At 45.2% G+C, this 25658-nt stretch carries 22 protein-coding genes; 15 read left to right on the top strand and 7 right to left on the bottom strand.

Annotated elements, in window-relative coordinates; genetic code table 11:
• Positions 1-280: 280 nt before the first annotated feature.
• The 3 genes from VB073_RS04590 to VB073_RS04580 all read left to right on the top strand — a co-directional run bounded on the left by VB073_RS04590 (position 281) and on the right by VB073_RS04580 (position 3403).
• A complete protein-coding gene (locus tag VB073_RS04590) occupies positions 281-1399 on the top strand; it encodes a thioredoxin-like domain-containing protein (RefSeq protein ID WP_323402967.1) in 1119 nt (372 codons plus the stop codon).
• A 23-nt stretch (positions 1400-1422) separates the two neighbouring features.
• Positions 1423-2961, top strand: a complete 1539-nt coding sequence (locus tag VB073_RS04585) for a YifB family Mg chelatase-like AAA ATPase (protein ID WP_323402966.1) — start codon at positions 1423-1425, stop codon at positions 2959-2961.
• Positions 2962-3046: 85 nt separating this feature from the next.
• The gene (locus VB073_RS04580; protein WP_323402965.1) at positions 3047-3403 is read left to right on the top strand and encodes a four helix bundle protein; all 357 of its coding nucleotides are present in this window, start codon (positions 3047-3049) and stop codon (positions 3401-3403) included.
• 27 nt (positions 3404-3430) lie between these two features.
• On the opposite strand, the gene VB073_RS04575 is transcribed toward VB073_RS04580, so the two are convergent.
• Positions 3431-4126, bottom strand: coding sequence for a M15 family metallopeptidase (locus tag VB073_RS04575; RefSeq protein WP_323402964.1), 696 nt, complete (start codon positions 4124-4126; stop codon positions 3431-3433).
• 88 nt (positions 4127-4214) lie between these two features.
• Entirely contained in the window at positions 4215-6143 is a 1929-nt protein-coding gene (locus VB073_RS04570) for a DNA polymerase III subunit gamma/tau (protein ID WP_323402963.1), read from the bottom strand.
• Between the two features lie 244 nt (positions 6144-6387).
• Between VB073_RS04570 and VB073_RS04565 the strand changes: the two genes are divergently transcribed.
• Together VB073_RS04565 and VB073_RS04560 are read left to right on the top strand one after the other, a co-directional pair.
• Entirely contained in the window at positions 6388-7359 is a 972-nt protein-coding gene (locus VB073_RS04565; RefSeq protein WP_323402962.1) for a DUF5106 domain-containing protein, read from the top strand.
• A gap of 301 nt (positions 7360-7660) precedes the next feature.
• Positions 7661-8152 (top strand): TlpA disulfide reductase family protein, encoded by a 492-nt coding sequence (locus tag VB073_RS04560; protein WP_323402961.1) that lies wholly within the window; start codon positions 7661-7663, stop codon positions 8150-8152.
• Between the two features lie 149 nt (positions 8153-8301).
• On the opposite strand, the gene gpmA is transcribed toward VB073_RS04560, so the two are convergent.
• From gpmA to VB073_RS04545, 3 genes are all read right to left on the bottom strand, one after another.
• Positions 8302-9048 (bottom strand): 2,3-diphosphoglycerate-dependent phosphoglycerate mutase, encoded by a 747-nt coding sequence (gene gpmA, locus VB073_RS04555; RefSeq protein ID WP_323402960.1) that lies wholly within the window; start codon positions 9046-9048, stop codon positions 8302-8304.
• Between the two features lie 172 nt (positions 9049-9220).
• Positions 9221-10585 (bottom strand): MATE family efflux transporter, encoded by a 1365-nt coding sequence (locus VB073_RS04550; protein ID WP_323402959.1) that lies wholly within the window; start codon positions 10583-10585, stop codon positions 9221-9223.
• Between the two features lie 44 nt (positions 10586-10629).
• The gene (locus VB073_RS04545) at positions 10630-11916 is read right to left on the bottom strand and encodes a serine dehydratase subunit alpha family protein (RefSeq protein ID WP_323402958.1); all 1287 of its coding nucleotides are present in this window, start codon (positions 11914-11916) and stop codon (positions 10630-10632) included.
• Between the two features lie 193 nt (positions 11917-12109).
• Between VB073_RS04545 and VB073_RS04540 the strand changes: the two genes are divergently transcribed.
• The 10 genes from VB073_RS04540 to VB073_RS04495 all read left to right on the top strand — a co-directional run bounded on the left by VB073_RS04540 (position 12110) and on the right by VB073_RS04495 (position 21415).
• A complete protein-coding gene (locus tag VB073_RS04540; protein WP_323402957.1) occupies positions 12110-13474 on the top strand; it encodes a DUF2851 family protein in 1365 nt (454 codons plus the stop codon).
• Between the two features lie 269 nt (positions 13475-13743).
• Positions 13744-15744, top strand: coding sequence for an Ig-like domain-containing protein (locus tag VB073_RS04535; RefSeq protein WP_323402956.1), 2001 nt, complete (start codon positions 13744-13746; stop codon positions 15742-15744).
• Between the two features lie 41 nt (positions 15745-15785).
• Positions 15786-16595 carry a DUF3108 domain-containing protein gene (locus tag VB073_RS04530; protein WP_323402955.1) on the top strand — a complete coding sequence of 270 codons (810 nt, stop codon included), beginning with the start codon at positions 15786-15788 and terminating at the stop codon, positions 16593-16595.
• Positions 16596-16819: 224 nt separating this feature from the next.
• The gene (locus tag VB073_RS04525) at positions 16820-17455 is read left to right on the top strand and encodes a redox-sensing transcriptional repressor Rex (RefSeq protein ID WP_323402954.1); all 636 of its coding nucleotides are present in this window, start codon (positions 16820-16822) and stop codon (positions 17453-17455) included.
• Positions 17456-17463: 8 nt separating this feature from the next.
• Positions 17464-18078, top strand: a complete 615-nt coding sequence (locus VB073_RS04520) for a fumarylacetoacetate hydrolase family protein (RefSeq protein ID WP_323402953.1) — start codon at positions 17464-17466, stop codon at positions 18076-18078.
• Between the two features lie 29 nt (positions 18079-18107).
• Positions 18108-19268 (top strand): type IX secretion system outer membrane channel protein PorV, encoded by a 1161-nt coding sequence (porV, locus tag VB073_RS04515; protein WP_323402952.1) that lies wholly within the window; start codon positions 18108-18110, stop codon positions 19266-19268.
• Positions 19269-19272: 4 nt separating this feature from the next.
• Entirely contained in the window at positions 19273-19755 is a 483-nt protein-coding gene (gene ispF / locus VB073_RS04510; protein ID WP_323402951.1) for a 2-C-methyl-D-erythritol 2,4-cyclodiphosphate synthase, read from the top strand.
• 6 nt (positions 19756-19761) lie between these two features.
• Positions 19762-20457, top strand: coding sequence for a hypothetical protein (locus tag VB073_RS04505; RefSeq protein ID WP_323402950.1), 696 nt, complete (start codon positions 19762-19764; stop codon positions 20455-20457).
• A gap of 119 nt (positions 20458-20576) precedes the next feature.
• The gene (locus VB073_RS04500) at positions 20577-21137 is read left to right on the top strand and encodes a cob(I)yrinic acid a,c-diamide adenosyltransferase (protein WP_323402949.1); all 561 of its coding nucleotides are present in this window, start codon (positions 20577-20579) and stop codon (positions 21135-21137) included.
• 56 nt (positions 21138-21193) lie between these two features.
• Positions 21194-21415, top strand: a complete 222-nt coding sequence (locus tag VB073_RS04495) for a DUF2795 domain-containing protein (protein WP_019538324.1) — start codon at positions 21194-21196, stop codon at positions 21413-21415.
• 87 nt (positions 21416-21502) lie between these two features.
• Here VB073_RS04495 and trxA read toward each other — a convergent pair whose 3' ends face one another.
• Positions 21503-21817, bottom strand: coding sequence for a thioredoxin (trxA, locus tag VB073_RS04490; RefSeq protein WP_323402948.1), 315 nt, complete (start codon positions 21815-21817; stop codon positions 21503-21505).
• A gap of 23 nt (positions 21818-21840) precedes the next feature.
• Entirely contained in the window at positions 21841-25584 is a 3744-nt protein-coding gene (gene dnaE, locus VB073_RS04485) for a DNA polymerase III subunit alpha (RefSeq protein WP_323402947.1), read from the bottom strand.
• Positions 25585-25658: the final 74 nt, after the last annotated feature.

Raw genomic sequence — 25658 nt, 5'->3', positions numbered from 1 at the left:
CTAGTCCACCAATCCACACCTGTCCACCTATCCACTGTCCACCCTGCAAAGCTAACTATTTTTTTTCATTTCTGATAGTAAGAAACCGTAAGAAGAGGGCCAACTCCAGAGGAGTACTTCCTTTGTTGAAAAAGAAATATAGTTAAATAGATGTGAAAATCATTGAATAATTAAAAAAATAGAATATCTTTGCCCTTCCGAGGAAATTATGATTATTTATTAGGTAATAAACGAAAGCGCGAAATAATCGGAAAAAGGATGCTGGAAAAGAGGTTTGTATATGGTAAGGTTCTGTAAGATAGTTGTTTGTTTGATTCTTTTGTGTTCCGTCATATCATGTAAGGATAAAGAAGGAGTCATAATCAGGGGAGAGATTTCGAATTTGAAGAATCCTTCAATCCTGGTTACCTGGATTTCTGCAGATACGCTTGCCATTGATACGGTAGATGTGGATATAAAAGGGAAATTCAATTACAGAAATCGTATCGATACACTCACTACTTTTACACTCTATCTGAATAATTACGAGAGCGCTGCGGTGGTCTTCGCCGATAAGGGTCAGATTCTGAAAGTGAAGGGGGATGCGTTGTTACCCGACCTTATTGAAGTGCATGGAAACGAGATCAACAACGATCTGACCTTGTTCAAGCAGGAGAACCGCGAACTGCTGACACAACGGGGACAGCTGTTGTTTAACCTGAGCATGGAAAGCCAGTCTGATACGGCCAACAATAAGTCGATGACCCGGCATGATGAGATTGCCAAGTTACAACTGCTCGATCATGAGTTGATATTGCAAGCGGAAGAATTCATAAAGAAGAATCCGGGCCAATTCTCCAGTCTGGTCATGATCAACAATTTCTTTATGAACAGTGATAATCCCCAGGCATTGGAACGGGTGTTGGATTATATGGATGAGGATGTAACTAATACCCGGTTTGCATCCCGTTTGAAATCATACTCCGAAAAAATCAAACGGTCGGCAGAAGGTGAACAGATTCCCTATTTCATGCTTAAGGATAAGGATGAAAAAGACATTTATTCACATAATTTTAATGGAAAATATCTGGTGCTCTCTTTCGTTTCTACAGCCGGGATCGAGTCCCGCGAGACAATCGATCTGCTAAAAGAAGCTTACCAGAAAGTTGATAAGGATAGTGTAGAGTTCCTTACTGTCTATATCGATTCCGATATTTACCCGGTGGAATATATGGAGAATGATTCTATTCCCTGGAAGGTGGTTCCTGAAAAGAGAGGATGGGGATCGGACATCGTTGACTCGTATAATGTGCAATATGTTCCTTTTAATATTCTGATTGATCCTGCCGGACATATCAAAGTACGCAATATTCCTGCGCAGGGAGTGGTGAAAGCGATCGGAAATTCTACCGAAGATTAAGTGTAAGACAAATACTTGGTATCATGCTGGTCAAATTATTTGGAGCGGCTGTGCAAGGTATCGATGCAACGCTCATTACCATTGAAGTTAACTGTTCGAGAGGGATCCGGTTTATGCTGGTAGGCCTGCCCGATACCTCGGTCAAGGAAAGCCATGAACGTATTGTCTCGGCCATTGAAGTGAACGGGCTGAAATTTCCACGCCAACAAATTGTCATCAATATGTCTCCTGCCGATATCCGGAAGGAGGGTTCTGCTTATGACCTGCCGCTTGCAGTGGGTATCCTCGCTGCATCCGGTGCCGTCTCTTCCTCCGTGTTGGGCGACTTCCTGATGATGGGTGAGTTGTCGCTCGACGGTACAATCCTGCCGTTAAAGGGGGCGCTTCCCATCGCCTTAATGGCAAAGAAAAATGGATTCAAGGGTTTTATCCTGCCCATCGCGAATGCCCGGGAAGCTGCTGTGGTAGATGGTTTGGAAGTCTATGGAGTGAACAATATCAGTGAGGTAGTTGCTTTCTTTAACGGCAAGCAAAAACTGCAGCCTACAAAAGTAGATCTTCAACGGGAATTCCGGGAGGGACGCGCCGCCTTCGAATTCGATTTCTCAGAGGTGAAGGGACAGGAAAATGTGAAACGTGCTCTGGAGGTGGCTGCTGCCGGAGGGCATAATGTTATTATGATAGGTCCTCCCGGCTCAGGTAAGTCGATGATGGCCAAAAGGATGCCTTCCATTCTGCCCCCTTTCTCTTTGGAGGAGGCGCTAGAAACGACCAAGATACACAGTGTGGCGGGAAAGACTGACTTGTGCCGGTCTATCATGACCAGCCGCCCATTCCGGTCGCCACACCATACCATCAGCGATGTGGCGATGGTAGGAGGTGGTTCTTATCCCCAGCCGGGAGAGATAAGCTTGGCACATAACGGAGTGTTGTTCCTCGATGAACTTCCCGAATTTAGCAGGAATGTGCTCGAAGTGATGCGCCAGCCGCTGGAAGATCGCAGGATCACTATCTCCCGTGCAAAATTTTCGGTGGATTATCCGGCAGGATTTATGATGGTCGCGGCGATGAATCCTTGCCCCTGTGGATACCATAACCATCCCACTAAAGAGTGCGTATGTCCACCCGGAGCGGTGCAAAAATACCTTAACAGGATCTCCGGACCTCTCCTCGACCGTATCGATATACAGATAGAGATTGTGCCGGTCCCATTCGAAAAGATCTCCGACGTCAAGTCAGCAGAACAGAGCGCCGACATCTGTAAAAGAGTGGTGAAAGCGCGGGAGAGACAGTTGCACCGCTTCAGAGGCAGGGAGGGTATCTTCTGTAACGCGCAGATGAGTGGCAGGATGCTACACGAATATGCCTCCCCCGATCCAACCGGATTGAATTTGCTGAGAGCAGCCATGGAAAGACTTAACCTCTCCGCCCGCGCCTACGACCGCATACTCAAAGTATCCCGTACCATTGCCGATCTCGATGGGAGCGATCAGGTGAAGCCGCTCCACCTTGCCGAGGCGATTAATTACCGCAATCTGGACCGGGAGAATTGGGCGCTGTGAGTGGATGTGTGGGAAGGTGGGAGAGTGGGAAGGTGGGAGAGTGGGAAGGTGGATTGGGAAGTGCTAATATTTAAATGGATACATTATGGCTTTGAAAAGTTTTAAAGAGTTAATTGTTTGGCAGAAATCTATGGATTTGTGTGAAGAAATATATAGACTTGCACACTCTTTCCCTGCATCTGAAATTTACGGATTGAGTGCTCAACTTAAACGTGCAGTTATCTCTATACCATCTAATATTGCAGAAGGTTTTTCAAGGAACTCTACCAAAGAATTTATCCAGTTTCTTTACATCGCAAACGGTTCTTTATCAGAAGTAGAAACCCAATTGGATTTAGCAGCAAGATTAAATTTTATCGAGGAAGAAAGAATACCTATTGAAGAGATAAAACATATAAGAGCAATGTTGACGGGCCTCATCAAATCACTGAAAAATAAATAAATACGCATCAACCTTCCCACCATCCCACTATCCCACCTTTCCACTTTTTTCAAAATGATGATCATCGTAAAACTTCGTGAAGGAGTGGCCCCAGCGGAAACCGAGTCGTCGGAATTCTTCCACTACCGGGTGGCCGGGATAAAGGGTGCCGTTGATGGTGGGGTCGAGTACTGCTCCCTCGGGTTTATTGGGCCGGTTCCCCGTTTTCCAGCGTAGTGGGTTGAAACGGGGGTTGATATCGATAGCCATGCCGGTCGCATGTTTGGAGTAGGTGATGTCGCGGTAGCAGAAGCTGTAACTGTTGTTATCGTCCATCGAGAGGCTGTCGCTCCAGTTGTACTTCACAATGGGGATTGCCTTTTCAATCACGAATTCCTTTTCGAGCATAAACCGGAAAATTGTCCTGATATCCTCTGCTATTGTTTTGTTGGAAAGGATCTGACCGCGATGTATCTTCTGGTCGGTGGAGAGATAAACCACATCGAAAAGCTCTAACTGATCGATGATACTTTGGGGTGCTTTGGTGCCGGCAATAGCCTCTTCAAAACTATAGTCGGCATCGGTAATGGTATCGTTGTGTTGATGCGGTAGTTCCGGCATCTGGGGTGTGCCGGACAGCAGTATCGTGTCTATAGTGCCTGTTAAGGGTTGTTTGTCCTTTTGGTACTGCGTGCAGGAACAAAAAAAGCAAAGGATCGAAAAAAGGGAGAGAATAATTTTCATCGTAAGATATCTTTTAGATCTCTTCGGTTTGGGCTTGTCGGGAGTTGGACTTACAGAGAGGAAAAGCGGAGGGATGATAATACTGCTGTTAACTCAATTCCAGTCCGAACTCATCAGAGAGTTTTTGAAGCGAAGGATTCTGTTGTACCATCTCGTCGAATATCTCACGGGAAGTCAGTGGTTTCCTGATGGCATTCACCTCCGCGATCCTGATGGTCATAGTGATGTCGCCGTTCCCTAGTTTCTCCCTCAGGAAAGGGAGGAGGGTGGTGCTATGGTCGGTGAGATATTGTTTGTTGAGTTCCGTGTTTACTTCCACTTCGAACAGGGTGTTGCTCAACATCCTGGGCCGATAGAGCGTCATCGTGTTCTTGAGAAGTTTCTCTTCATCGAGGTTGTTGGCAAATTCCTTCCAGGCTTGTATCAGCTCCTCCTCCGAGAAGTGGTTATTCCCGTTGTGTTGCTGCGTGTCGGATCCGGTGGCAGAGGTATCTTCCTCTTTCTTATTTGTGAGGGAAGAGAGTGATACGCCCATCCCCGAGAGGGATACTGTTTTCTTTTTCAGTGATGCAGCAGTTTCAGGCGACTTACGAATGTTGTTCGACACCGGTTCCTGCAGGTTGTTTTCTGCCGGTGCTGGTATATCACTTGTCGTCGGTTTTTGCTGGTTGCTTACGGAAGGATCGGTTCTGTTTTCTTTTTGATAACCGGCTTCACTTTCTCCTACCAGATTTTCGGTTTGGTTTGGTAGAGGAATGGCTTTTTGTAAAGATTGTTGTATTCCCTGTTGTACCGGTTGTTGAGAAGGCTGTTGCCGTCCTTGTTGAGGAGACTCTCTCACCGGTTGCTGCGCCGGTTTCTCACCCGTTACTATAGGCTCAATAGTTCTTTTTTTTCCCGTTTTCGGAGTCGAGGTGCCATCCTGGCCTGACAGTTGGCACAGCCGTATCAGCATCAGCTCAATCAGAAGTCGTTTGTTCTTACTAAGCCGATAATTGAGATCGCATTCATTTGAGATCTCGATGGCCTGATAGAGGAATTGGTTACTGCACTTTTGGGCCATCGTGATATACCGTTCACGGATGGATGCTCCTACCTGGAAAAGCTGTGCGGTTGCAGCATCCTTACACACCAACAGGTCGCGGAAATGGTTGGAGATACCACTGATGATGTATTGACCTTCAAATCCCCTGTTGAGAATGTCGTTCAATATCAGCAGGCATTCCACCACGTTGCCGTCGAGTATGGCATCAGACAGCCTGAAATAATATTCATAATCGAGTACATTCAGGTTTTCAATGACGGCCTGGTAGGTGATATTTCCTCCGGTGTAACTTACTGTCTGGTCGAAGATGGAGAGGGCGTCACGCATCCCTCCGTCCGCTTTTTGCGCAATGATGTTCAATGCTTCGGGCTCCGTCTTCACCCCCTCTTTGTCGGCTACATATTGCAGGTGTGCAACTGTATCGGTGATGGTGATACGGTTGAAATCATATACCTGGCAACGCGACAGGATCGTAGGGATGATCTTCTGTTTCTCGGTGGTAGCGAGGATAAAGATAGCGTGTGCCGGAGGCTCTTCCAGCGTTTTCAGGAAAGAGTTGAAAGCTGCCTGGGAGAGCATGTGTACCTCGTCGATGATATAGACCTTATATCTTCCTATCTGTGGTGGTACACGCACCTGGTCGATCAGATTGCGGATATCGTCCACACCGTTATTGGAAGCAGCATCTAACTCGTGGATATTATAGGAGCGCTGTTCGTTGAACGCCACACACGACTCGCATCGGTTGCACGCCTCATGGTCGCCGGCAGGGTTGAGGCAATTGATTGTCTTGGCGAAAATGCGGGCACAGGTAGTCTTTCCTACTCCCCTTGGACCGCTGAAAAGGTAGGCGTGTGCCAGCTTATTACCGGCAATCGCATTCTTCAGCGTGGTGGTAAGGGCTTCTTGTCCCACCACCGACTTGAAGGTAGAAGGCCTGTATTTTCGCGCGGAAACAACAAATGTGTCCATAACAATATCAACCAATTTGAATGCAAATATAAGGAAAGCCGGGGGAAAAACCAAGCTTGCCTGGATGTTTTCGATAAGCGAGCACAGAGCCAAAACTTGTTTTGGTTCTGTTGAGCGTAGAAAACAACCAAGTTCACTTGAACTTTTCCGGGACCCATCTTCCACCAGCCAGTTATTTTTGTCTGTTTATGCAGTTTTAAGAAGAAAATCATGTAATTTTGAGGTGATAATTGAGGATATAGAAATGAAACATATTTTTTCAATCATTTTTTTGAGTGGGTTGTTGTTGACGGTCAATTTTTCCTGTCTTTCGAGTAAAAAAACTCAAACAGACCTACCTGTAGAAGATACAGTTACGGAGCAGGGTATTGTGACTGATACCTTTGTATTGCCTCACATACCTGAGATGATGGAAGACCCCGATGAGAGAGCTAAATACCTGGTGATGCACTACTGGGACAGGTTCGATTTCACGAACCGGAGTCTGATCCAGCGACCCGAAGTAACTGAGCAGGCTTTTGTGGATTATATCAATATTCTCAGTTATGTGCCGGGAGAAAATGCCGGTGCCTCTCTTGCATATACGTTAGAGAAGGCGGGTAATGACACAGTCATGTATGCCCATTTTATTGAGTTGTTTGAAAAATATCTGTATGAACCCAATTCTCCTTTTCGGAACGATGACTATTACCTGTCGGTATTGAACGAGGTGGTACGTTCATCTCTATTGACCGAAGAGGGTCGGACGCGTTACCGTTTTCAACTGGAAATGGCCAGGTTGAACCGTCCCGGACAAAAAGCGAATGATTTCACTTATACTGTCTCTTCAGGGCAATCATCCCGGATGTATGATCTGAAGAGCGAATTCACGCTGTTGATGTTTATCAATCCCGGTTGTCTTACCTGTGCCGAGACAATGAATTATCTCAAGGGATCGAAAGCCTTGAATGAAGCCTTGTCATTGAACAGCCCCACACGCGCCATGCTGACTGTCCTCGCCGTTTCCCCCGATAATGATCTGGAAGAGTGGAAAGCAGATCGCCCCTCAATACCCGCACAATGGGTGTATGGATATGATAAGAACCGGGAGATTACCACGAAAAAATTGTATGATATCAAAGCGTTTCCCACCCTTTATCTGCTGGATAAGGATAAGAAAGTAATTCTGAAAGATACCTCCATAGAGGCAATCGAGTCATTCTTCTCGATTCATTAGTCGGTTCCGATTCGTTGATACTCTTTACACAAGGCGTACCTGTTATGGCCTGTCTGTGGATATATACCCCAGGATTTGATCGTATATAACAATCTTAAATACAATATTTTATATCTATAGGAATTTTAAAATTAACATTCGATAATAAATTTTTTGGCGAAATAGTTTCCCGATAAAAAAATGTGTCGTACTTTTGTCACCTTATAAATGAGACTTTTAGCGAAAAGTCTGTATAGTTAATGGATTTAGTCTGCTGCGTGAAGCAATAGCTATATCTGAGTACTAACCAAACTAAATTTTTATGAAGTACTTGAGCTTTTGCCTTGTATGGGTGATGGCATTCGTGCTATCATCAGGTTCGGTAAAAACATCATTGCCTTCCAAAGGTTACTATCCCGGAGAGATGATTCCCGATATTGTCTTAACCGATTCGGAAGGTAATTATCATAACCTGTACGATTACAAAGGCAAAAAAGTAGTGGTCAATTTTTGGGCCACTTACCATGCCCAATCCAGAGCGAACAATGTTCAACTCTACAATTATCTGCAAAGTAATAATAGTGATGTTGAATTTATTTCAGTTGCTTTCGATGAAAACAGAAATGTAGTGGAGAGAACGCTGACGTTGGATAGGCTGGAGAGTATATCTCAATTCTATGAGATGAGCGGAACCGGTTCAGAGATCTATAAGGATTTTAAATTGAATGAAAAGTTCCGTAATTACTTAATAGATGAGAACGGAGTAATCATCGCGATGAATATCACTCCCGAAGATTTGAAAACAATACTTTAAGTTTTGATAGTGAAATTAAAACGGGCACCGAATTATAGTTCGACACCCGTTTTTTTCATTTTCTGCCGGTGATAATTTTCATTTGCAACCTTTCCTGCGGTTCAGTTTATTGCGAAAGCAACCGTGTGCGGCGTGCTGATTCCGTTTGCTTACTTGGCTTTTCCCTGGTTTGCTACGGCATCCATCAATTTCTTGATCTCTTCCGGGTCACCCAGGAAATAATCCTTTTGCAGATTCATATCATCGTCGAATTCGAAGACATAAGGAACGGCTGTCGGCAGGTTCAGGCTGACGATATTTTCGTCGGAGATATTCTTCAAGTGCTTGATAATACCGCGCAGGCTGTTCCCGTGTGCTGCAACGATCACCTGATTGAGTTCTTTCATTGCCGGTACGATGGTGTTATTCCAGTAAGGAAGGATCCGTTCTACAGTATCTTTCAACGCTTCAGTCAGCGGAAGATCCTTTTCGTCTACTCCTTTGTAACGAGGATCCTGGAACGGTGAACGTTCGTCTTCCTTTTCAAGCGGAGTAGGAGGCACATCATAACTACGGCGCCAGATAAGCACTTGATCATCACCATATTTTTCTGCTGTTTCCGCCTTGTTGAGGCCCTGCAGCATACCATAATGCTTTTCGTTCAACCGCCAGGTTTTTTCTACCGGGATCCAGTCCAGATCCATTTCGTCGAGCACTACATTTAATGTTTTTACCGCTCTTTTCAGATAAGAAGTATAGGCCTTTTCGAATTGGAAGCCTTCTTCCTTTAGCAGCTTACCTGCCTTATGTGCTTCGGCTATCCCCTTTTCGGAGAGGTCTACGTCAGTCCATCCTGTAAACCGGTTCTCTTTATTCCATACACTTTCGCCATGGCGAATCAAAACTACTTTTTTCATACTGTTTATATTAAATTACTAATTACGAGTTACTAATTATGAATCACCAATTTTCAATTATTCAGCGTATAATGGATCTAATAATTCAATTGGCACATTAATAAATTGGCACATTAGCTTAATCCTGGTTCTTGAATTCTGGCTCTTTTCTGCAAAACTACATAAAATTGGCCTAATTGCAAAAGTCTTCCTTCTGCATTTTATTCAGCAGTCGGAGTTGTATGACCAATAGATAAATCGACAGGATGGCTGAGAGCGTATCGGATACCGGCATAGCGATCCAGATGCCGTCTAATTGCCATAGACGGGGAAAGATGATGATGAAGGGAACCAGAAAGATCAACTGCCGGCTCAGGCTCTGGATGATCGATTTGGCGGCATAACCCAGACTCTGGAAGAAGCTGGAAGCCACTATCTGTATTCCCACCAGCGGGAAAGCGGCGACAGTGATCCGGAGTCCTCTCTCTGTGATCGAAAGCAGTTCCGGGTCGGAGGTGAAGGCTGAAGCGAAGAGACGCGGGAAGAACTGACTGACAATAAATGTGAAGGTGGTGATTACCGTAGCTACTTTCATTGAATAAAAGAGGGTCTCCTTTACCCTGGCAAAATCGCGTGCCCCATAATTGTAGCCGATAATGGGCTGAGTCCCCTGGTTGAGTCCCATAATGATCATCATGAATATCATGATAACGGTGTTGATAATACCATAAGCGCCGATGGCCATATCTCCCCCGTAACGCAAGAGGGAGGTGTTCAACAGCACAGCCACCCCTGAGGCTGCTACCTGCATGCTGAACGGTGAAACCCCTATGGAGAGGATGGAACCAACGATCTTCCTGTCCAGGCGTAAGTTCTTCCACCTGAGCCGAATCAGACTGGCTCCCCTGGTAAAGTGATCCATGACGAACAACATGCCGATAAACATGGAGATCACCGTAGCCCAGGCTACCCCTTTGATACCGAGGTTGAATCCATAGAGGAAGATGGGCGTCAGGATGATATTCAGTATGGCGCCGATCAACATGGTGATCATTGCTTTTTTAGGATAACCGGAAGAACGCATCATCGCATTGAAGTTATAACAAAGGCTGACGAACAGATTTCCCAACAGGACAATCTGCAGATAATCGCGTGCATAGGGGATAGTGAGGTCACTGGCGCCGAATGCTCTCAATATAGGATCAAGATAGATCAGGAAAAGGGTGATAAAGATGACATTGAGTATGACCGTGATCGATAGGGAGTTGCCGAGTATTTTCTCTGCGGTCAGCTTGTCCTGTCTTCCCAGACTGATGGAAATGCGGGCTGCTCCTCCTGCTCCTACCAACATCCCGAGCGAGGCGGTAAGATTCATCACAGGAAATGTGATGGCTAAGCCGGAAATGGCCAACGCGCCCACTCCCTGCCCGATAAAGATACGCCCTATCACGTTGTACATGGCTGTGACCATTGTCCCTATAATACCGGGGAGGGCATAATCCCATACTAATTTACTGATTTTCTTAGTCTGAAAATCCTGTTCTCTTTTTGATTGCAATTTTTTCTTTCGATCTAATAACCTTGCAGATCTGTTGACCTGTCTTACTTCTTTGTCATAATATCCAGCACCAACTGATCAGTTTCTTGCATGCCGCTGTTGCCGATGCGTGCCAGATTTTCTATAGTACGGTCGATATCTTCATCGACGATTCCTTCCTGGGAGGTGACCACCTCATTCTCCATCGCCATCACTGCCGACAAGGCGGCGGTTGATACCCCGCTGGCGATTTTCAGTGCACATCCTGGCTTGGCGCCGTCGCAGATCATACCTGTGATATTTGCGATCATATTTTTTGCCGCATACACGATCTGTTCATAACTGCCACCCATCAGGTAAGTAATACCGCAGCTTGAACCGGTGGAGGCTACCACACACCCGCAAAGGGCGGAAAGCCGTCCTAATTGTTGCTTGATGTAGATGATCAGCAGACTGCTAAGCGTCAATGCACGGATCAACTGCTCATCACTGCATGATTCGTTTTCGGCATAGGTGAGCACGGGCATAGTGGCGGCTATTCCCTGATTGCCGCTGCCGGAGTTGCTCATCACCGGTATCAATCCTCCGTCCATCCTCATGTCACAAGCGCCGGCCGTGGAGATTATCATGCGGGTATGCAAATTGTCCCCAAAGATATGAAGTCCTTTACTGTTCTTCAGGCTGCCAGCTACGTTGTGCCCATAACTGTGGAGCATTGCTTCACTGGAAGCTCTCCTGTTCATGCGTGCAGCTTCCAGTATGAAGGAGAGTTCTTCCAGAGGCGATTCTACAGCATATTCGTAAACAGTACGGAAGTTGAGTTGTACGGTGCTTCCCGCATTATCCTCTTTATTTTCTTCAATCGGATCATCAAGCAATACCTCCCCATTTTTCTCTATGTAAGAGAAATGGTTATGATTGCCGGCAATCACGGCAACGGCCGATTCCCCACCTCCACTGCAACAGATCCTGATATAAAGCTTCTCGGTAATGTCAACCTGTTGGCGAATTTCTATTCTTCCTTCCTCGATAAAACGCTTCCCTTGCCCCACTTGTTCGTGTGTTACATCTTTTAGTAACTCAAGCCCTTCTTCCGGATTGCCCGTTAGGGCTCCCAATGCGATGGCAATGGGGAGGCCGGTCATACCCGTACCGGGAATTCCTACACCCAACGCGTTCTTCAACACGTTGGCGCTCAGAAAAACTTCAATTTTCTCGACCTTTTTTCCGAGGGTACTGCTCGCTTTGGCAGTGCAAAGCGCTACAGCAACCGGCTCGGTGCAGCCGATCGATGGAATGATTTCCCGCTGCATAAGTAATTGTATTTGAGCCCTTTTGTAGGTTGATAACATAGAGAAACAGGAGGAATGAGTAATGAGATGGCAAAATTAGTCAAAATTCCGCATTTTTTGAGGGGAAAAGAGATTTAAGTGTGGATAGGTGGGAAGGAGGGAAAGTGGGAAGGAGGGAAAGTGTTTTTTATTGCAAAAAAAGTTTGGATATTTAGATAATAGGTTGTAACTTTAGGCTTTAAACCTGATTGCTATGCCCTATAAAGAAGAACTGTTGCATTATATATGGAAGTTCAGGCTTTATCCCCACGATTCACTCGTGACGACGGATGGAGAGGGGATAGAGGTGATTGATCCGGGAATGCATAACCTCCATGCCGGCCCCGATTTCTTTAATGCCAAAATTAGAATCGGTGATAAGATGTGGGCCGGGGATGTGGAGATTCACCGCTCTTCGGATGAATGGGAACGGCATGGCCATCATACCGATAAAGCATACAACTCAGTAATCCTCCACCTCTCGGAGAATGTGAACAGAATGATAATAAACCAGAGAGGACAACAGATACCTCAGTCCACGCTGGCAGTTCCCGCCAGGATACGAAAAAATGCCGATTACCTGATCTACAGCAACAGTTCCCTTCCCTGCCGCGACTATCTTCCTTCTCTCCCTGAAGTGGTGGTACGCTCTTTTCTCAACACATTAGCCATTGAACGGTTGGAGAGGAAAACGAATGATATTTATACTCATCTGAAACATTTCAAGGAATCGTGGGATGAAGTGTTTTATGTGCTGCTGACCCGTAACTTCGGGTTTGGACTCAATAGCGATGTATTCGAGAGACTTGCCCTTTCATTGCCATTCAAATATATTCGCCGGCACGGCGATAACCTGTTTCAGGTAGAAGCGCTACTGTTTGGACAGGCGGGATTATTAGAAGGACCTGGAGACAGGAGAGATCGGGGAGACGGGGAGACAGGGAGATCCGGTGATGATGGAGCGGATGCGCAGACCGGGAGAACCCGAGGAGAAGGAGAAGACTATTTTCTGCAGTTGCAGCATGAATACCGTTTTTTGAAGAGAAAGTATTCACTGACTCCACTCGAAGGTTACCTTTTTAAGCGGATGAGAACCCGTCCACACTCATTCCCCGAAATGCGAATTGCTCAACTGGCGGCATTACTCCAATCTTCGGAACGTCTTTTTTCACTGGTCCTTGAACGGGAGAGAGTCGACGACTGGATATCATTGTTCTTTATATCCCCCTCTCCATTTTGGCAGACACATTACTCCTTCAGAAAACAATCGCCGGAATCATCAGGACAACTTGGAAGCGCATCGCGTCAAATACTGTTGATCAACAGTGTAGCACCGGTGCTGTTCGCCTACGGGAAAAGAACAGCTGTAGAGGGATATTGTGACAAGGCGATACATTTGCTGGAGTCGTTAAAACCGGAGAGAAACGTCATCGTTTCTGAATTCCGGGAGGCAGGAGTGATTTCCCGAAATGCGTTCGATACGCAGGCTCTTATCCAGTTGCGAAGGGCCTATTGTGATACGCGAAAGTGCCTCTTCTGCAGAATTGGACATACTCTGTTAGTGAAGAGTGAAAAATGAGATAATGAAGAGTGAAAAATGGGAGTGAAAAACAAAAAGTGCAGAGTGATAGCTGAAAACTAATGGACCTTGTAATTCTAAAAAATGAAAAAATTGTATGAGACAACATAAAACATTGTACATTTGTGTCGAAATTAGCATAGTATACACAATGAGAACTATTTTGTTAAGCAATACGAACAGAAGGCAAGCTTGCTTGGATTATGTCGTTGCGAGAATTAACAATCGAGGAGCGAATGCGACTCAAATAGTCTACATTTATTGAAATAATGTTACAAAAATTTTTCGCTTTCCTCTCCTGGCTGTTTCTTGTGACACTGGTCGCCGTCTTTTGCCACTCCTGTGCCAATATTGCTGCACCTACCGGAGGGTTATATGATGTGGATCCACCGGTAGTGAAAAAGTCTACCCCAGCTTTTAACTCATTGAATGCTAATCCGAAGAAGATTGAGATTGAATTCAATGAAAACATCAAAATCGAGAAGTCCAATGAGAAAGTAATTATTACTCCTCCCCAGAAAAACATGCCGGTGATCCGGTCGGCTGGAAGAGTCGCTATTGTAGAACTCAAAGATACACTATTAGCCAACACTACCTACACCATTGATTTTACGGATGCTATCGTGGATAATAACGAAGGCAACCCGTTGGAAAATTTTGTCTACTCTTTTTCTACCGGTGACCGGCTTGATACACTGTCCATTGCGGGTAGAGTGCTTACTGCGGATAATCTGGAACCTGTCACGGGTATGTTTGTGGGTATTCATTCCAATCATCATGATACGGCTTTTACCCGTATCCCGTTTGAACGGATTTCCAGGACCGATTCGCGTGGAAAATTTATTGTGAGAGGGATGGCACCCGGTAGTTACAGGGTGTTCGCGCTGAATGATCTGAACAGGGATTACAAGTATGATAATCCGCTGGAAAACGTTGCTTTCCTGGATTCAATCGTTATACCTTCTACCATGCCGGCAGTAAGACAGGATACAGTTTTTCAGGATAGCCTTACCATCGACACGATCAAGACTGTCCATTATACCCGTTTTCTCCCCGATAACCTGGTATTGCGCTCTTTCTTATCTGATTTTCAGCGACAATATCTACAAAAACTTGAGCGTAACGAACCGCATAAACTCACTCTCCTCTTTGCTGCGCCTACCGAGAAACCGACTTTCTTCCTGCTCAATCCCGACAGAAGGGATGATGATTGGTATGTGGCTGAGAGAAGTGCTAAAAACGATACCCTCACGCTTTGGGTCACCGATTCTCTGATCTATCAACAAGATTCCATCCGAATGCAGATCAATTATATACGTACCGACTCGCTCAATCAGAATTTTATCGCCACAGATACAGTCGGTTTTAACATAAGGCGCACCGCCCGTGATCGTGGCAATAAGGAAAAGGAAAAGGAAAAAGAAAAGAAAGATAAGGAAAAAGAAGGTGATGAGGAAATACCAATTACCTTCCTGAATGTGCAGACCAATATACAATCGACCTTCGAACTGTATAATCCCATACGGATTGAATTTGAACAGCCTGTCATTGCTTTTGACTCTACTTATGTGCAACTGTTGATCGGCGTTGATTCTTTATTCGAACCGGTTCCTTTTCGTGTGGAGGCTGACTCGTTGAATCCTCGTAAGTTTGCCCTGCGACCCCGTTGGGTGCCCGATGGGAAATACAAAATGATTATTGACTCGGCAGCTATTACCAGCCATTACGGACTCTGGAATAACAAATATGAACAATCGTTTACTGTAAAGAAACTCGACCAGTATGGGAATCTGGAATTATCCCTCTCCGGACTGCCTGAAAGTGAACAGGTTTTCGTGGAGTTACTGGATAAGAGCGATAAACCTTTTCGGAAAAGTTTCGTCAAAGGCAACAAGGCAAGATTTCAGGATCTGCCTCCCGGTGAAGTTTACCTGCGTCTCGTGATCGATGAAAATGGGGACGGTGTATGGACTACCGGTAATTATGAGAAGGGGCGACAACCAGAGCAAGTGTTTTATTTCCCGGGTAAATTGCCAATAAGGGCTAACGGATACCTGGACCAACCCTGGGACATCCATTCAACACCTGTGATAGAGCAGAAACCGTTGGAAATAACTACCAATAAACCACAGGAGAAAAAGCGGCGCGATCCCAATAGGGAGAGAGAGGAGCAGCAACGACAGAATCAACAAGGCTCTTCTTCCTCCAGGAGAGGAAGTTCAAACTCAGCTCCGGGTTCGAGTCTGGGAACTCCGGCCGATATGAGGTAAATGCAGTAATTGTTGCCGCCGTAAACCCTAAAATAACAATTATGAATTATATAAGGACTATATTTACTCTTGTTTTACTATTTTCTTTTTTTATCGTTAAGCCGGTCAGTGGTCAACAATGTAAACTGACCAATACGGCATTTTCGAGTGGTGAGGATATAAAATATGATCTATATCTGAACAGAGGTATTTTGGGTGTACGTGCCGGGAGAGGATCGCTCACGGTGACCGAAGCCAATTATCGCGGTGAAAACGCCTATAAGATGGTGATGATGCTTAATACATCAGGGTTGGCTGGTAGCTTTTATACTGTAAACGATACACTTACCTCGTATGTTGATAAGAACCTCCGGCCATTATTGTTTACCAAGGAAGCTTTCGAAGGAAAGGATTATTCGGTGGAGAGACAGTCTTATACCTACGAGGGGGATAAGGTGAAAATACGTGCTTATCGTCTCTGGAACGGAAAAGAGTTATTTGATGAGGTAATCAATTCCGATCATTGTACCTACGATTACCTATCCATATTACCCTATATCCGCAATCTCGACTATACCGGCATGAAACCGGGCGACAGACACCATATCCGCTTCATTTCCGGAAAAAAATCGGTGAATATGTATGTCAATTACCAGGGTATTTCATCGCTAAAAGCGAACAATGGTGAAAAATATGAAGTGATCAATCTCTCGATGACCATTCTCGATGAGGCTTTCGCAAATCAGAAAGATGCTTTGAAGGCCTCGCTTACCAATGATAAAAATCGTATTCCCGTAATTATAGATACTACCTTGAAAATTGGTACCATTAGAGCAATCCTGAAGGATATTTCGGGAATCAGACACCCGTGATATTCGGTAGTGATTCGGTAGATTTTCGGTTGTTGTTCGGTTGTTACTATCGAATAACATGAACGAAGTGAATGAATAACCACTGAATCATCCCGCAAAGCGGGAAATAACGGCGAAGCCGAATAACGCACGAAGTGTAAATAACAATAGATAAATTAGGATTAAAATTCTGAAATTTCTCCAAAAAGAGCGTATCTTTGTAAATTACTAAAGATTACAAAGGTATGCCAGACCTGATATATTCCACAAAAATACCTGAACCGGCCCTCAGAAGGCTTCCCTGGTATTTATCTTATGTGAAACTGCTTAAAAGTCAGGGTGAAACTATTGTTTCTTCTACCCGTATTGCAAAAAAAATAGATGTCTCAGCTTCACAAATTGCAAAAGATCTCTCTTATGTTGATGTGACCGGCAAGACGAGAGTCGGGTACGATATTGACGATCTGATCAATGTCCTGGAATCGTTTCTTGGATTTACCAACACGCATACGGCCGTTGTCTTCGGAGTAGGAAGCCTGGGAGCAGCATTATTATCGGACTCTGGTCTGGAGCAGTTCGGTTTGAAAATAATCGCCGGCTATGATGTGAATACGACAATTGTTAATCACTCGATAGGAGATATTCCGGTATTCCATTCCAATGAATTTATTGAACGGAACAAGATGATGAAGGCGGAGATAGGGATTCTCACCGTGCCGCCGGGAGCCGCCCAGGAGGTGTCGGAATATATGATCCGTGGAGGGGTTAAGGCTATCTGGAATTTTACACCTTTCCGGATTCGTGTGCCGGAAGGTATCGTTTTGCAAAATACCTCCCTTTATGCACACCTTGCCGTTATGTTTAACCGATTGAACGGATAGATTTTGAAATGAAGATTTTTGCTGTCGGATTGAATTACGCCTCTCACAATAAAGAGATGGAACGTACGTTTCAAAGTAAGGAGCCGGTTATTTTCATGAAACCGGATACCGCTTTGTTGAAAGACGGAAAGCCCTTCTTCCTGCCCGATTTTTCGGATGATGTGCATTACGAGACGGAGTTGGTGGTGAAAATAAACCGCTTGGGAAAAAATATAGGTGAACGTTTTGCTCATCGCTATTATGACGAGATAACGGTGGGTATAGACTTCACGGCACGCGATCTGCAAAGGAAGCAAAAAGAATTGGGCTTACCGTGGGAAATCGCAAAAGGATTTGATAATTCTGCCGCTATAGGAGGGTTTATTTCTAAAGAGGAAGTGGCTGATATCCAAAACGTGAATTTCCACCTTGAAATCAATAACGAGACGGTTCAGCAGGGTAACACCAGCGAGATGATCTACCCGGTAGATAAAATTATTGCCTATATCAGCCGGTTCTTTACCTTGAAGATAGGAGACCTTATTTTTACAGGAACTCCTGCCGGTATCGGACCGGTAGCGATCGACGATCATCTGGTGGGCTATCTCGAAGAGCGGAAGCTGTTGGATTTCCGTGTGAAATGATATTCAATCAACCATTATATCGTAACAACATGAATAAAGCAATTCTTACTATAATTTGCTGTATGCTCTGCATAACAACGACCTTCTCTGTCAGAGGGCAGGAGTATAATCCGATCCCGGTGGCGTTACCATCTCTCCAGATTGCACCCGATGCCAGGGGAGGAGGTATGGGGGATATAGGGGCAGCTACCATGCCTGACGTCTATTCCCAACATTGGAATGCAGCAAAATATCCATTTATTTCGGGTGAGGGTGGAATTGCGTTCTCCTATACGCCATGGCTCAGTAAACTGGTTAGTGATATTAATATGCTTTATGCATCGGGATATTGGAGATTCGGAGACGATAAGCTGAATGCTATCAGTACGTCATTACGTTATTTCTCGTTGGGAGATATAGAGGTGGGTAGCCTGAGCGATGAGTTCTGGCAGAGTATCTCACCTCATGAGTTCGCATTCGATGTGGCTTATTCCAGAAAGCTTACCGAAACATTTTCGGGAGCAGTTACATTGCGTTATATCCACGCCGACTATTCTACCGGAGACGATGAGACGACGCCGGGAAATGCTTTTGCAGCCGACATTTCTGGCTACAATGAATCCTATTTTTATATGGGACGTTCTGAGATGCTTCTTGGCTTAGGATTCAATATCTCCAATATTGGAACAAAAATATCTTATGATGGGGGAAACAGTTCCATGTTCCTTCCCGCGAACTTACGGGTGGGTGCTTCTTTAGGTTATCCGGTAGATCCGAAGAATACGCTCTCTCTCAGTTTTGATGTCAATAAGCTACTGGTTCCTACTCCTACGTTGGCATCGGAGGATGAAACCGACGAGGAGGCACAGCGACGGGTGGAAAAATATAATAATATCTCTTCTATCGGGGGTATTTTCAAATCGTTTGGTGATGCGCCCGGTGGATTCAGGGAAGAAATGCAGGAGGTCATGTGGTCGTTCGGGGTGGAATACCGGTACGACAACCGATTCTCGCTCAGGACAGGCTACCATCATGAGAACGAGTATAAGGGTAATCGTCGCTATTTTGCTTTTGGCGCCGGTTTCAGGAGTAATATCTTTCAGATTGATGCCGCTTATCTGGTGTCGACAGCCCAGTCGAATCCGTTGGATCAGACGTTGCGATTTTCCCTGGGGTTCGATATTGAAGGCATAAGGAATTTAATGAGGTAAGAATATGCAGATACGGGTTGGTTTCGGTTACGATATGCACCGTCTTCAGAAAGGGAGGGAACTCCGGATAGGAGGGATAAAACTGGATTATGAAAAGGGATTGCTGGGACATTCCGATGCCGATGTACTGATTCATGCGATCTGTGATGCTCTTTTGGGGGCAGCGAACCTGCGTGATATTGGTTATCACTTTCCCGACACTTCTCCCGAATACCACAATGTAGACAGTAAGCTGCTCCTGGGAGATACGATGAAGTTACTAAGAGAAAAGGGGTATAGCCTTGGAAATATCGATGCAACCGTCTGTGCGGAGCAACCCAAGCTCAATCCACATATTCCTGCCATGCAGCAGGTATTGGCCGAAGTGATGGCGGTGGACAGCTCCCTTATTTCCATCAAGGCAACCACCTCCGAGAAAATGGGATTTGTCGGTCGTGAAGAGGGTATCACCGCTTACGCGGTGGCTCTTATCCAGAAATCGGAATAAATTCTCATGGTAAGCTTTAATTGGCTGGCTAGATATGTAGATTATTGTGAGAGATGGTTCTATGCCCGCTTCCCGTGGCTTTTACGCAAAAGACAGTCGAAAGGGTATGGTATTCATTCTCCTTTTGCTTTCGATCTGATCACTAACGTGATTTATTCTCCTCACCATTTCTATGCTTTTTTCGATATCTGGGAAACGTTATCGCAAAACGACATCAGCCCCGAGTATATCACCCGGTTCAATTATCTTTCTTTTCGTTTGGTACATTATCTTCAAGCCGAAAATATTTTAGAGATCAACTCGGGTATCGGGATAAACAGCCTGTTTCTTACTGCTCTTTCGTCGCGTATCCATTGTAAATGTCTGGAGGTAGAAACTGAGAAAATTGCTGTGGCAGGAAGGCTTCAAGAGCAGACAGATCGGAAGTGGAAGATGATTTCTTCCCTCTCCGATTGTGAAGGTGAAACTTATGATGCTATTTTTGTAGATTTTCAGAGAAGTTGTATTCCGGATATACAAACTTTGTTAGAGATGAGCCATTCCAACACTTTCTGGGTGTTTGGTGCGATAAAAAAAGGAATTGGTAAACAATTTTGGAATAAAATCGTTCTTGATGAGAGGACACGGATGACTTTCGACCTGAAGGATACGGGAATTGTATTCCTCAGACCGGATCTTAGTAAGGCGAATTATCTGGTGTGAATGCGACAATGGATGTTCAGTTGTGATTCGGTTGTGGTTCTGTTGTTACTATCGAATAACATGAACGAAGTGAATGAATAACTACTGAATAACGGCGAAGCATGAATAACTACTGAATTATGAAAAAAAGTATAGTATATACAAAGACTGGTGACAAGGGTACTACTTCGTTGGTGAGAGGAATGCGGGTAAGTAAGACGCATATTCGCCTTGATGCGTATGGTACTGTGGATGAGTTAAACAGCTATATCGGCTGGTTGAATTGTGTCATGGAGGAGAGCGCTCATCGTGATTTTCTCCGCTACCTTCAGCATAAACTCTTTACTGTAGGTTCCTATCTGGCCACAGAGACTGAGAGTAAGGATCCTAAGGCGGCGAGCATTATTTCCGAAAAGGATATCTCTCGTGTTGAAGAACAGATCGATATGATCGATAGTGAGCTTCCGCGTCTGACCCGATTCGTACTACCCGGAGGCAATGAAGCGGCTGCGCGAGCACATATATGCCGTACCGTGGCACGGCGGGCGGAAAGGAATGTGTACCGTGTAGCCGAAAAATTTCCCGTTGCAGATGAGGTGCTTATTTTTATCAATCGGCTATCAGACTACTTTTTTGTGTTAGCACGCTATGAAAGTAATAAAACCTCAGAAGAAATATTTTGGGAACAAGGTGATATATAAAAAGTTTTTATACATTTGCGAAAAATTACACTAACAACAAATTAAATAAATAATCAATGTATTGGACACTTGAATTGGCCTCGAAACTAGAGGATGCTCCCTGGCCCGCTACAAAAGATGAATTGATTGATTATGCCCAACGATCCGGCGCTCCATTGGAGGTGATTGAGAATCTTCAGGAAATTGAAGAGGATGGTGAAATATTTGAATCGATAGAAGATATTTGGCCCGATTATCCCAGTAAGGAAGATTTCTTCTTCAATGAAGATGAATATTGACACTATTAGGTAGTGAGTGTAAGCATCAAACAAAAACATCCCGACAGTTCATTGCCGGGATGTTTTTTTATGCTATAAAGATTATATTTACATAAGTTTATTGATCTTATCAGTGAAAAGGGTTTTAGGACCTGCACCTACCAGTTTGTCCACAACTTTTCCGTTTTTGATGAAGAGCACGGTGGGAATATTGCGGATACCATATTTTGCGGTAGTATCGTCGTTGTCATCCACATTTAGTTTGCCCACAACTATTTTGTCCTTGTATTCTTCTCCGATCTCTTCGATGATCGGTCCGATCATCTTGCAGGGACCGCACCATTCTGCCCAAAAGTCTATGACCACCAGTTTGTCTGTATCCAATACTGAGTCAAGGCTTGCATCTGTAATTTGAAGCGCCATATTTCTCTTTTTTTTATTATTGATTAGTTAATTGTAAAGTCTATTGAAAGATTGTTCTTTAAGTAATCGATGAACCGTTTATTGACTTGAATTTTAGCCGGCCGTGAAAACAACTGAATTCTCATGTGCGGTTCTTCGCCGATGATTTGGAAATATAACAATGAATTTCCGGAATTGTTTTTTACAAGTGCCGATAATTCAGTTACTGAAGTATCATCTATCTCTGAAAGAGGTATCTGAAGTGTAATCTTTGACACTAATTTATCCTTCACTTCGGATAGCAGGGAGATGGATGTGATTTTTACTTCCATCTCCTCCGGACGGTATGTCTTGGGCTGTACTTTTCCCTGGATATAAACCGAAAGACCTATACGTGCGTATCTGCCGAAATTTACACTGTCTTCGCTGAAAAGCGCAATCTCAAATTTACCCGCATAATCTTCAAGTTTGAAAATGGTATAGGGTGAACCCCTTTTGGTCTGTCCTTCCCGAACAGCAGTAATAATACCTCCGAAGGTGATATCTTTCCCGTTGAGTGAATCGAGATCCTGTAGTTGCTGCGTATCGGCATTACATACATACTTGAGGATAAACTCATATTCATCCAGCGGATGTGCCGAAAGGTAAATCCCGATTAACTCCCTCTCTTTATTCAGTCTTTCCAGATCGGACCAACGGGCAACTTGCGGAATTTCAGGACGAGCTATCTGAAAGGAAGTATCGTCGCCGAAGAGTGAATTCATCGCTGCAATTTTGTCCTGTTGGTACTTATTACCGTAACGGATAAGGGTCTCGAGGAATTCCTCCCCCTTACTGTTCTGTGCGGCAAAGTGTTCTCTCTGTATGCCGGGGAAGGAATCGAAAGCCCCCGCCATCGCCAGCGCTTCGATATTCTTTTTATTGCAGGATGAGAGGTTTATCCGTTCTACGAAGTCGAAAATATCCCTGAATCGGCCGTTTTTTTTACGCTCGGCAATGATATCATTTACCGCGTTTTGCCCCACACTCTTGATGGCAGCCAGCCCAAAACGAACATCACCCGCATCATTGACCGAAAATTTCAGCAGTGATTCATTTACGTCGGGAGGAAGCACGTTGATGCCCATCGCCATGCATTCATCCATGAACTTGGTAATTTCAGTGATGTTGTTCAGGTTGTTGGAGAGTACTGCCGCCATGTATTCCGACGGGTAGTTGGCTTTGAGCCATGCCGTTTGGTAGGCTACCCATGAATAGCAGGTGGCGTGCGATTTGTTGAACGCATAGGAGGCAAATTTCTCCCAGTCGGCCCATATCTTATTGAGTACCTTGGCATCATGACCATTCTTGGTGCCGCCGGCGATAAACTTCTCCTTCAGAGCATTCATCTTGTCTATCAGCTTCTTCCCCATCGCCTTGCGCAACTCGTCCGATTGTCCACGGGTGAAATTGGCAAGCAGACGGGAGAGAAGCATCACCTGTTCCTGATAGACGGTAATCCCGTAGGTCTCATCCAGGTACTTCTCCATGATGGGGATATCGTACGCGATCTCCTCCCTGCCATGCTTACGGGCTACAAATGAAGGGATATAGTCCATGGGGCCCGGCCGGTAAAGGGCATTCATGGCTATCAGGTCTTCAAACTTGCTTGGTTGCAGCTCCTTGAGGTATTTCTGCATGCCCGCCGACTCAAACTGGAATGTTCCGGTAGTTTGTCCGTTACAATAGAGTTGATAGGTGGCAGCATCATTCATATCGATGGCGTCGATATCCACCTTGATCCCCCGGTTTTGCTCGATGATAGAAACAGCATCCTTGATGATGGAGAGTGTTTTGAGTCCGAGGAAGTCCATTTTGATCAATCCCGTCTCTTCGATCACCGAGCCTTCGTATTGGGTGACGAGCAGTTTCTCCCTGGTTTCCTTATCTTCCGCCGTGCTGATTGGGACTATGTCGGAGATATCGGTCTGGCCGATAATTACACCACAGGCATGTACTCCCGTACTTCGTACGTTTCCTTCGAGCATTCCGGCATATTTCAGTGTATCTTTCACCAAAGGGTCATTGCTTTGGGCGGCTTCCTGCAACTCAGGTACATTTTCGATCGCTGCTTTCAGGTTGATTTTTTTGACATTGGGTATCCTGTCGGGGATGAGTTTGGCCAACCGGTTCGATTCCGACAGGGGCAGTTTGTGTACCCGTGCCACGTCGCGGATAGATGATTTGGTGGCCATGGTACCATAGGTGATGATGTGGGCTACCCTTTCGCTACCATATTTCTCAGTTACCCAGCGTAGTACTTTGCCGCGACCTTCATCATCGAAATCGATATCGATATCGGGCATCGAGATACGGTCGGGGTTGAGGAAACGCTCGAACAGCAGGTCGTACTTCAACGGGTCGATATCGGTAATCCGCAGGCAGTAGGCCGCTGCTGATCCTGCTGCCGATCCACGTCCCGGACCGACGGCCACATCCATCGATCTTGCAGCATTGATAAAATCCTGTACGATGAGGAAGTAACCGGGAAAACCCATCGTCTTGATGGTATCCAGTTCGAAATCGAGCCGTTCTTCGACTTCGGGAGTAAGGGCATCACCATACCGCTTGCGGGCACCTTCCCTTGTGAGGTAAGTGAGGTAATCAGCCTCCAGTTTGATACGTACCACCTTGTCGTAACCACCCAGACGTTTGAAATTGGCTTCGCCGAACTCTTTGATCAGCACTGCTTCCGAATATTTTTCTTTGTAACTCTCTTCGGTACCGAATGTCGGGTCAATAGGATAGAAGGGCATCAGTGCGGCGTGATCAATCGAATAGTTTTCAATCTTTGCCGCTACCTCCAGCGTGTTGGTGAGCGATTCGGGGATATCGGCGAAGATCTGATTCATCTCGGCGGTAGTCTTCAGCCACTCCTGCTTAGTGTATCGCATCCGGTTGGGATCATCAAAATCCTTACCCGTACTCAGGCAGATAAGGCGGTCGTGCGCGTCGGCATCCTCTTCGTTGACGAAATGGACATCGTTGGTCGCGATGATCTTTACATCATACTTCCTGGCGATACGTATCAGTTCCTGATTTACCCGCTCCTGTTTGGGATAAGTAGTCTGGTCGGCATCGATGCGATCGGTTTTATGTCGTTGCAGTTCAATATAATAATCTTCACCGAAAAGGTTTTTGAACCATTGCACTGCCTCTTCGGCTTCCTGTAACTGTCCGCTGTCGATCTTCCGGGAGATCTCTCCTCCGAGACAGGCGGAGGAGACAATCAGTCCCTCGTGGTATTGTTCCAGCAGTTCCTTGTCGATACGGGGGCGGTAGTAAAAACCTTCAGTCCAGCTTTTGGAAACCATCTTGATCAGGTTTTTATATCCTTGCAAGTTTTTAGCCAATACCACTAAGTGCCATCCGCTACCGTCGATCTTCTCCGACTGCAAGTGGCGGCTGCGCCGTGCAACGTAGCATTCACATCCCACGATCGGTTTAAAGAGTTTACTTTCCGTTTCGGAGAGTTTTTGGCGGAGTTGTCCGATTTTTTCTTCGCTTTCTCCGTTTTTTTCCAGTTCGCTGATCTCTCCTTTTATTTTTTTAATCTCACCATTCACCGGCGCATTTTTCTTGCCGGCGTAATTGAGAAACTCCTTGATGCCGTACATGGCTCCATGGTCGGTGAGTGCCAGCGCTTTCATGCCGTCACCGATTGCTTTGTCGATCAGGCGCTGTATGCTTGCCTGGCCGTCGAGTAGCGAATATTGCGAGTGAACGTGTAGATGTACAAACGGATGCATATAAATTGGTCGATTTTTTTTCGTTCTGAGTAGGGCAAATATAGTGAAAGCCGAACGGTAAGCCAAACTTGTTT

Source organism: Proteiniphilum sp. (genome assembly GCF_034927365.1).
Lineage (GTDB): Bacteria > Bacteroidota > Bacteroidia > Bacteroidales > Dysgonomonadaceae > Proteiniphilum.
Note: the sequence above shows the minus strand (reverse complement) of the source record. Positions and strands in the feature narration are given on the sequence as shown.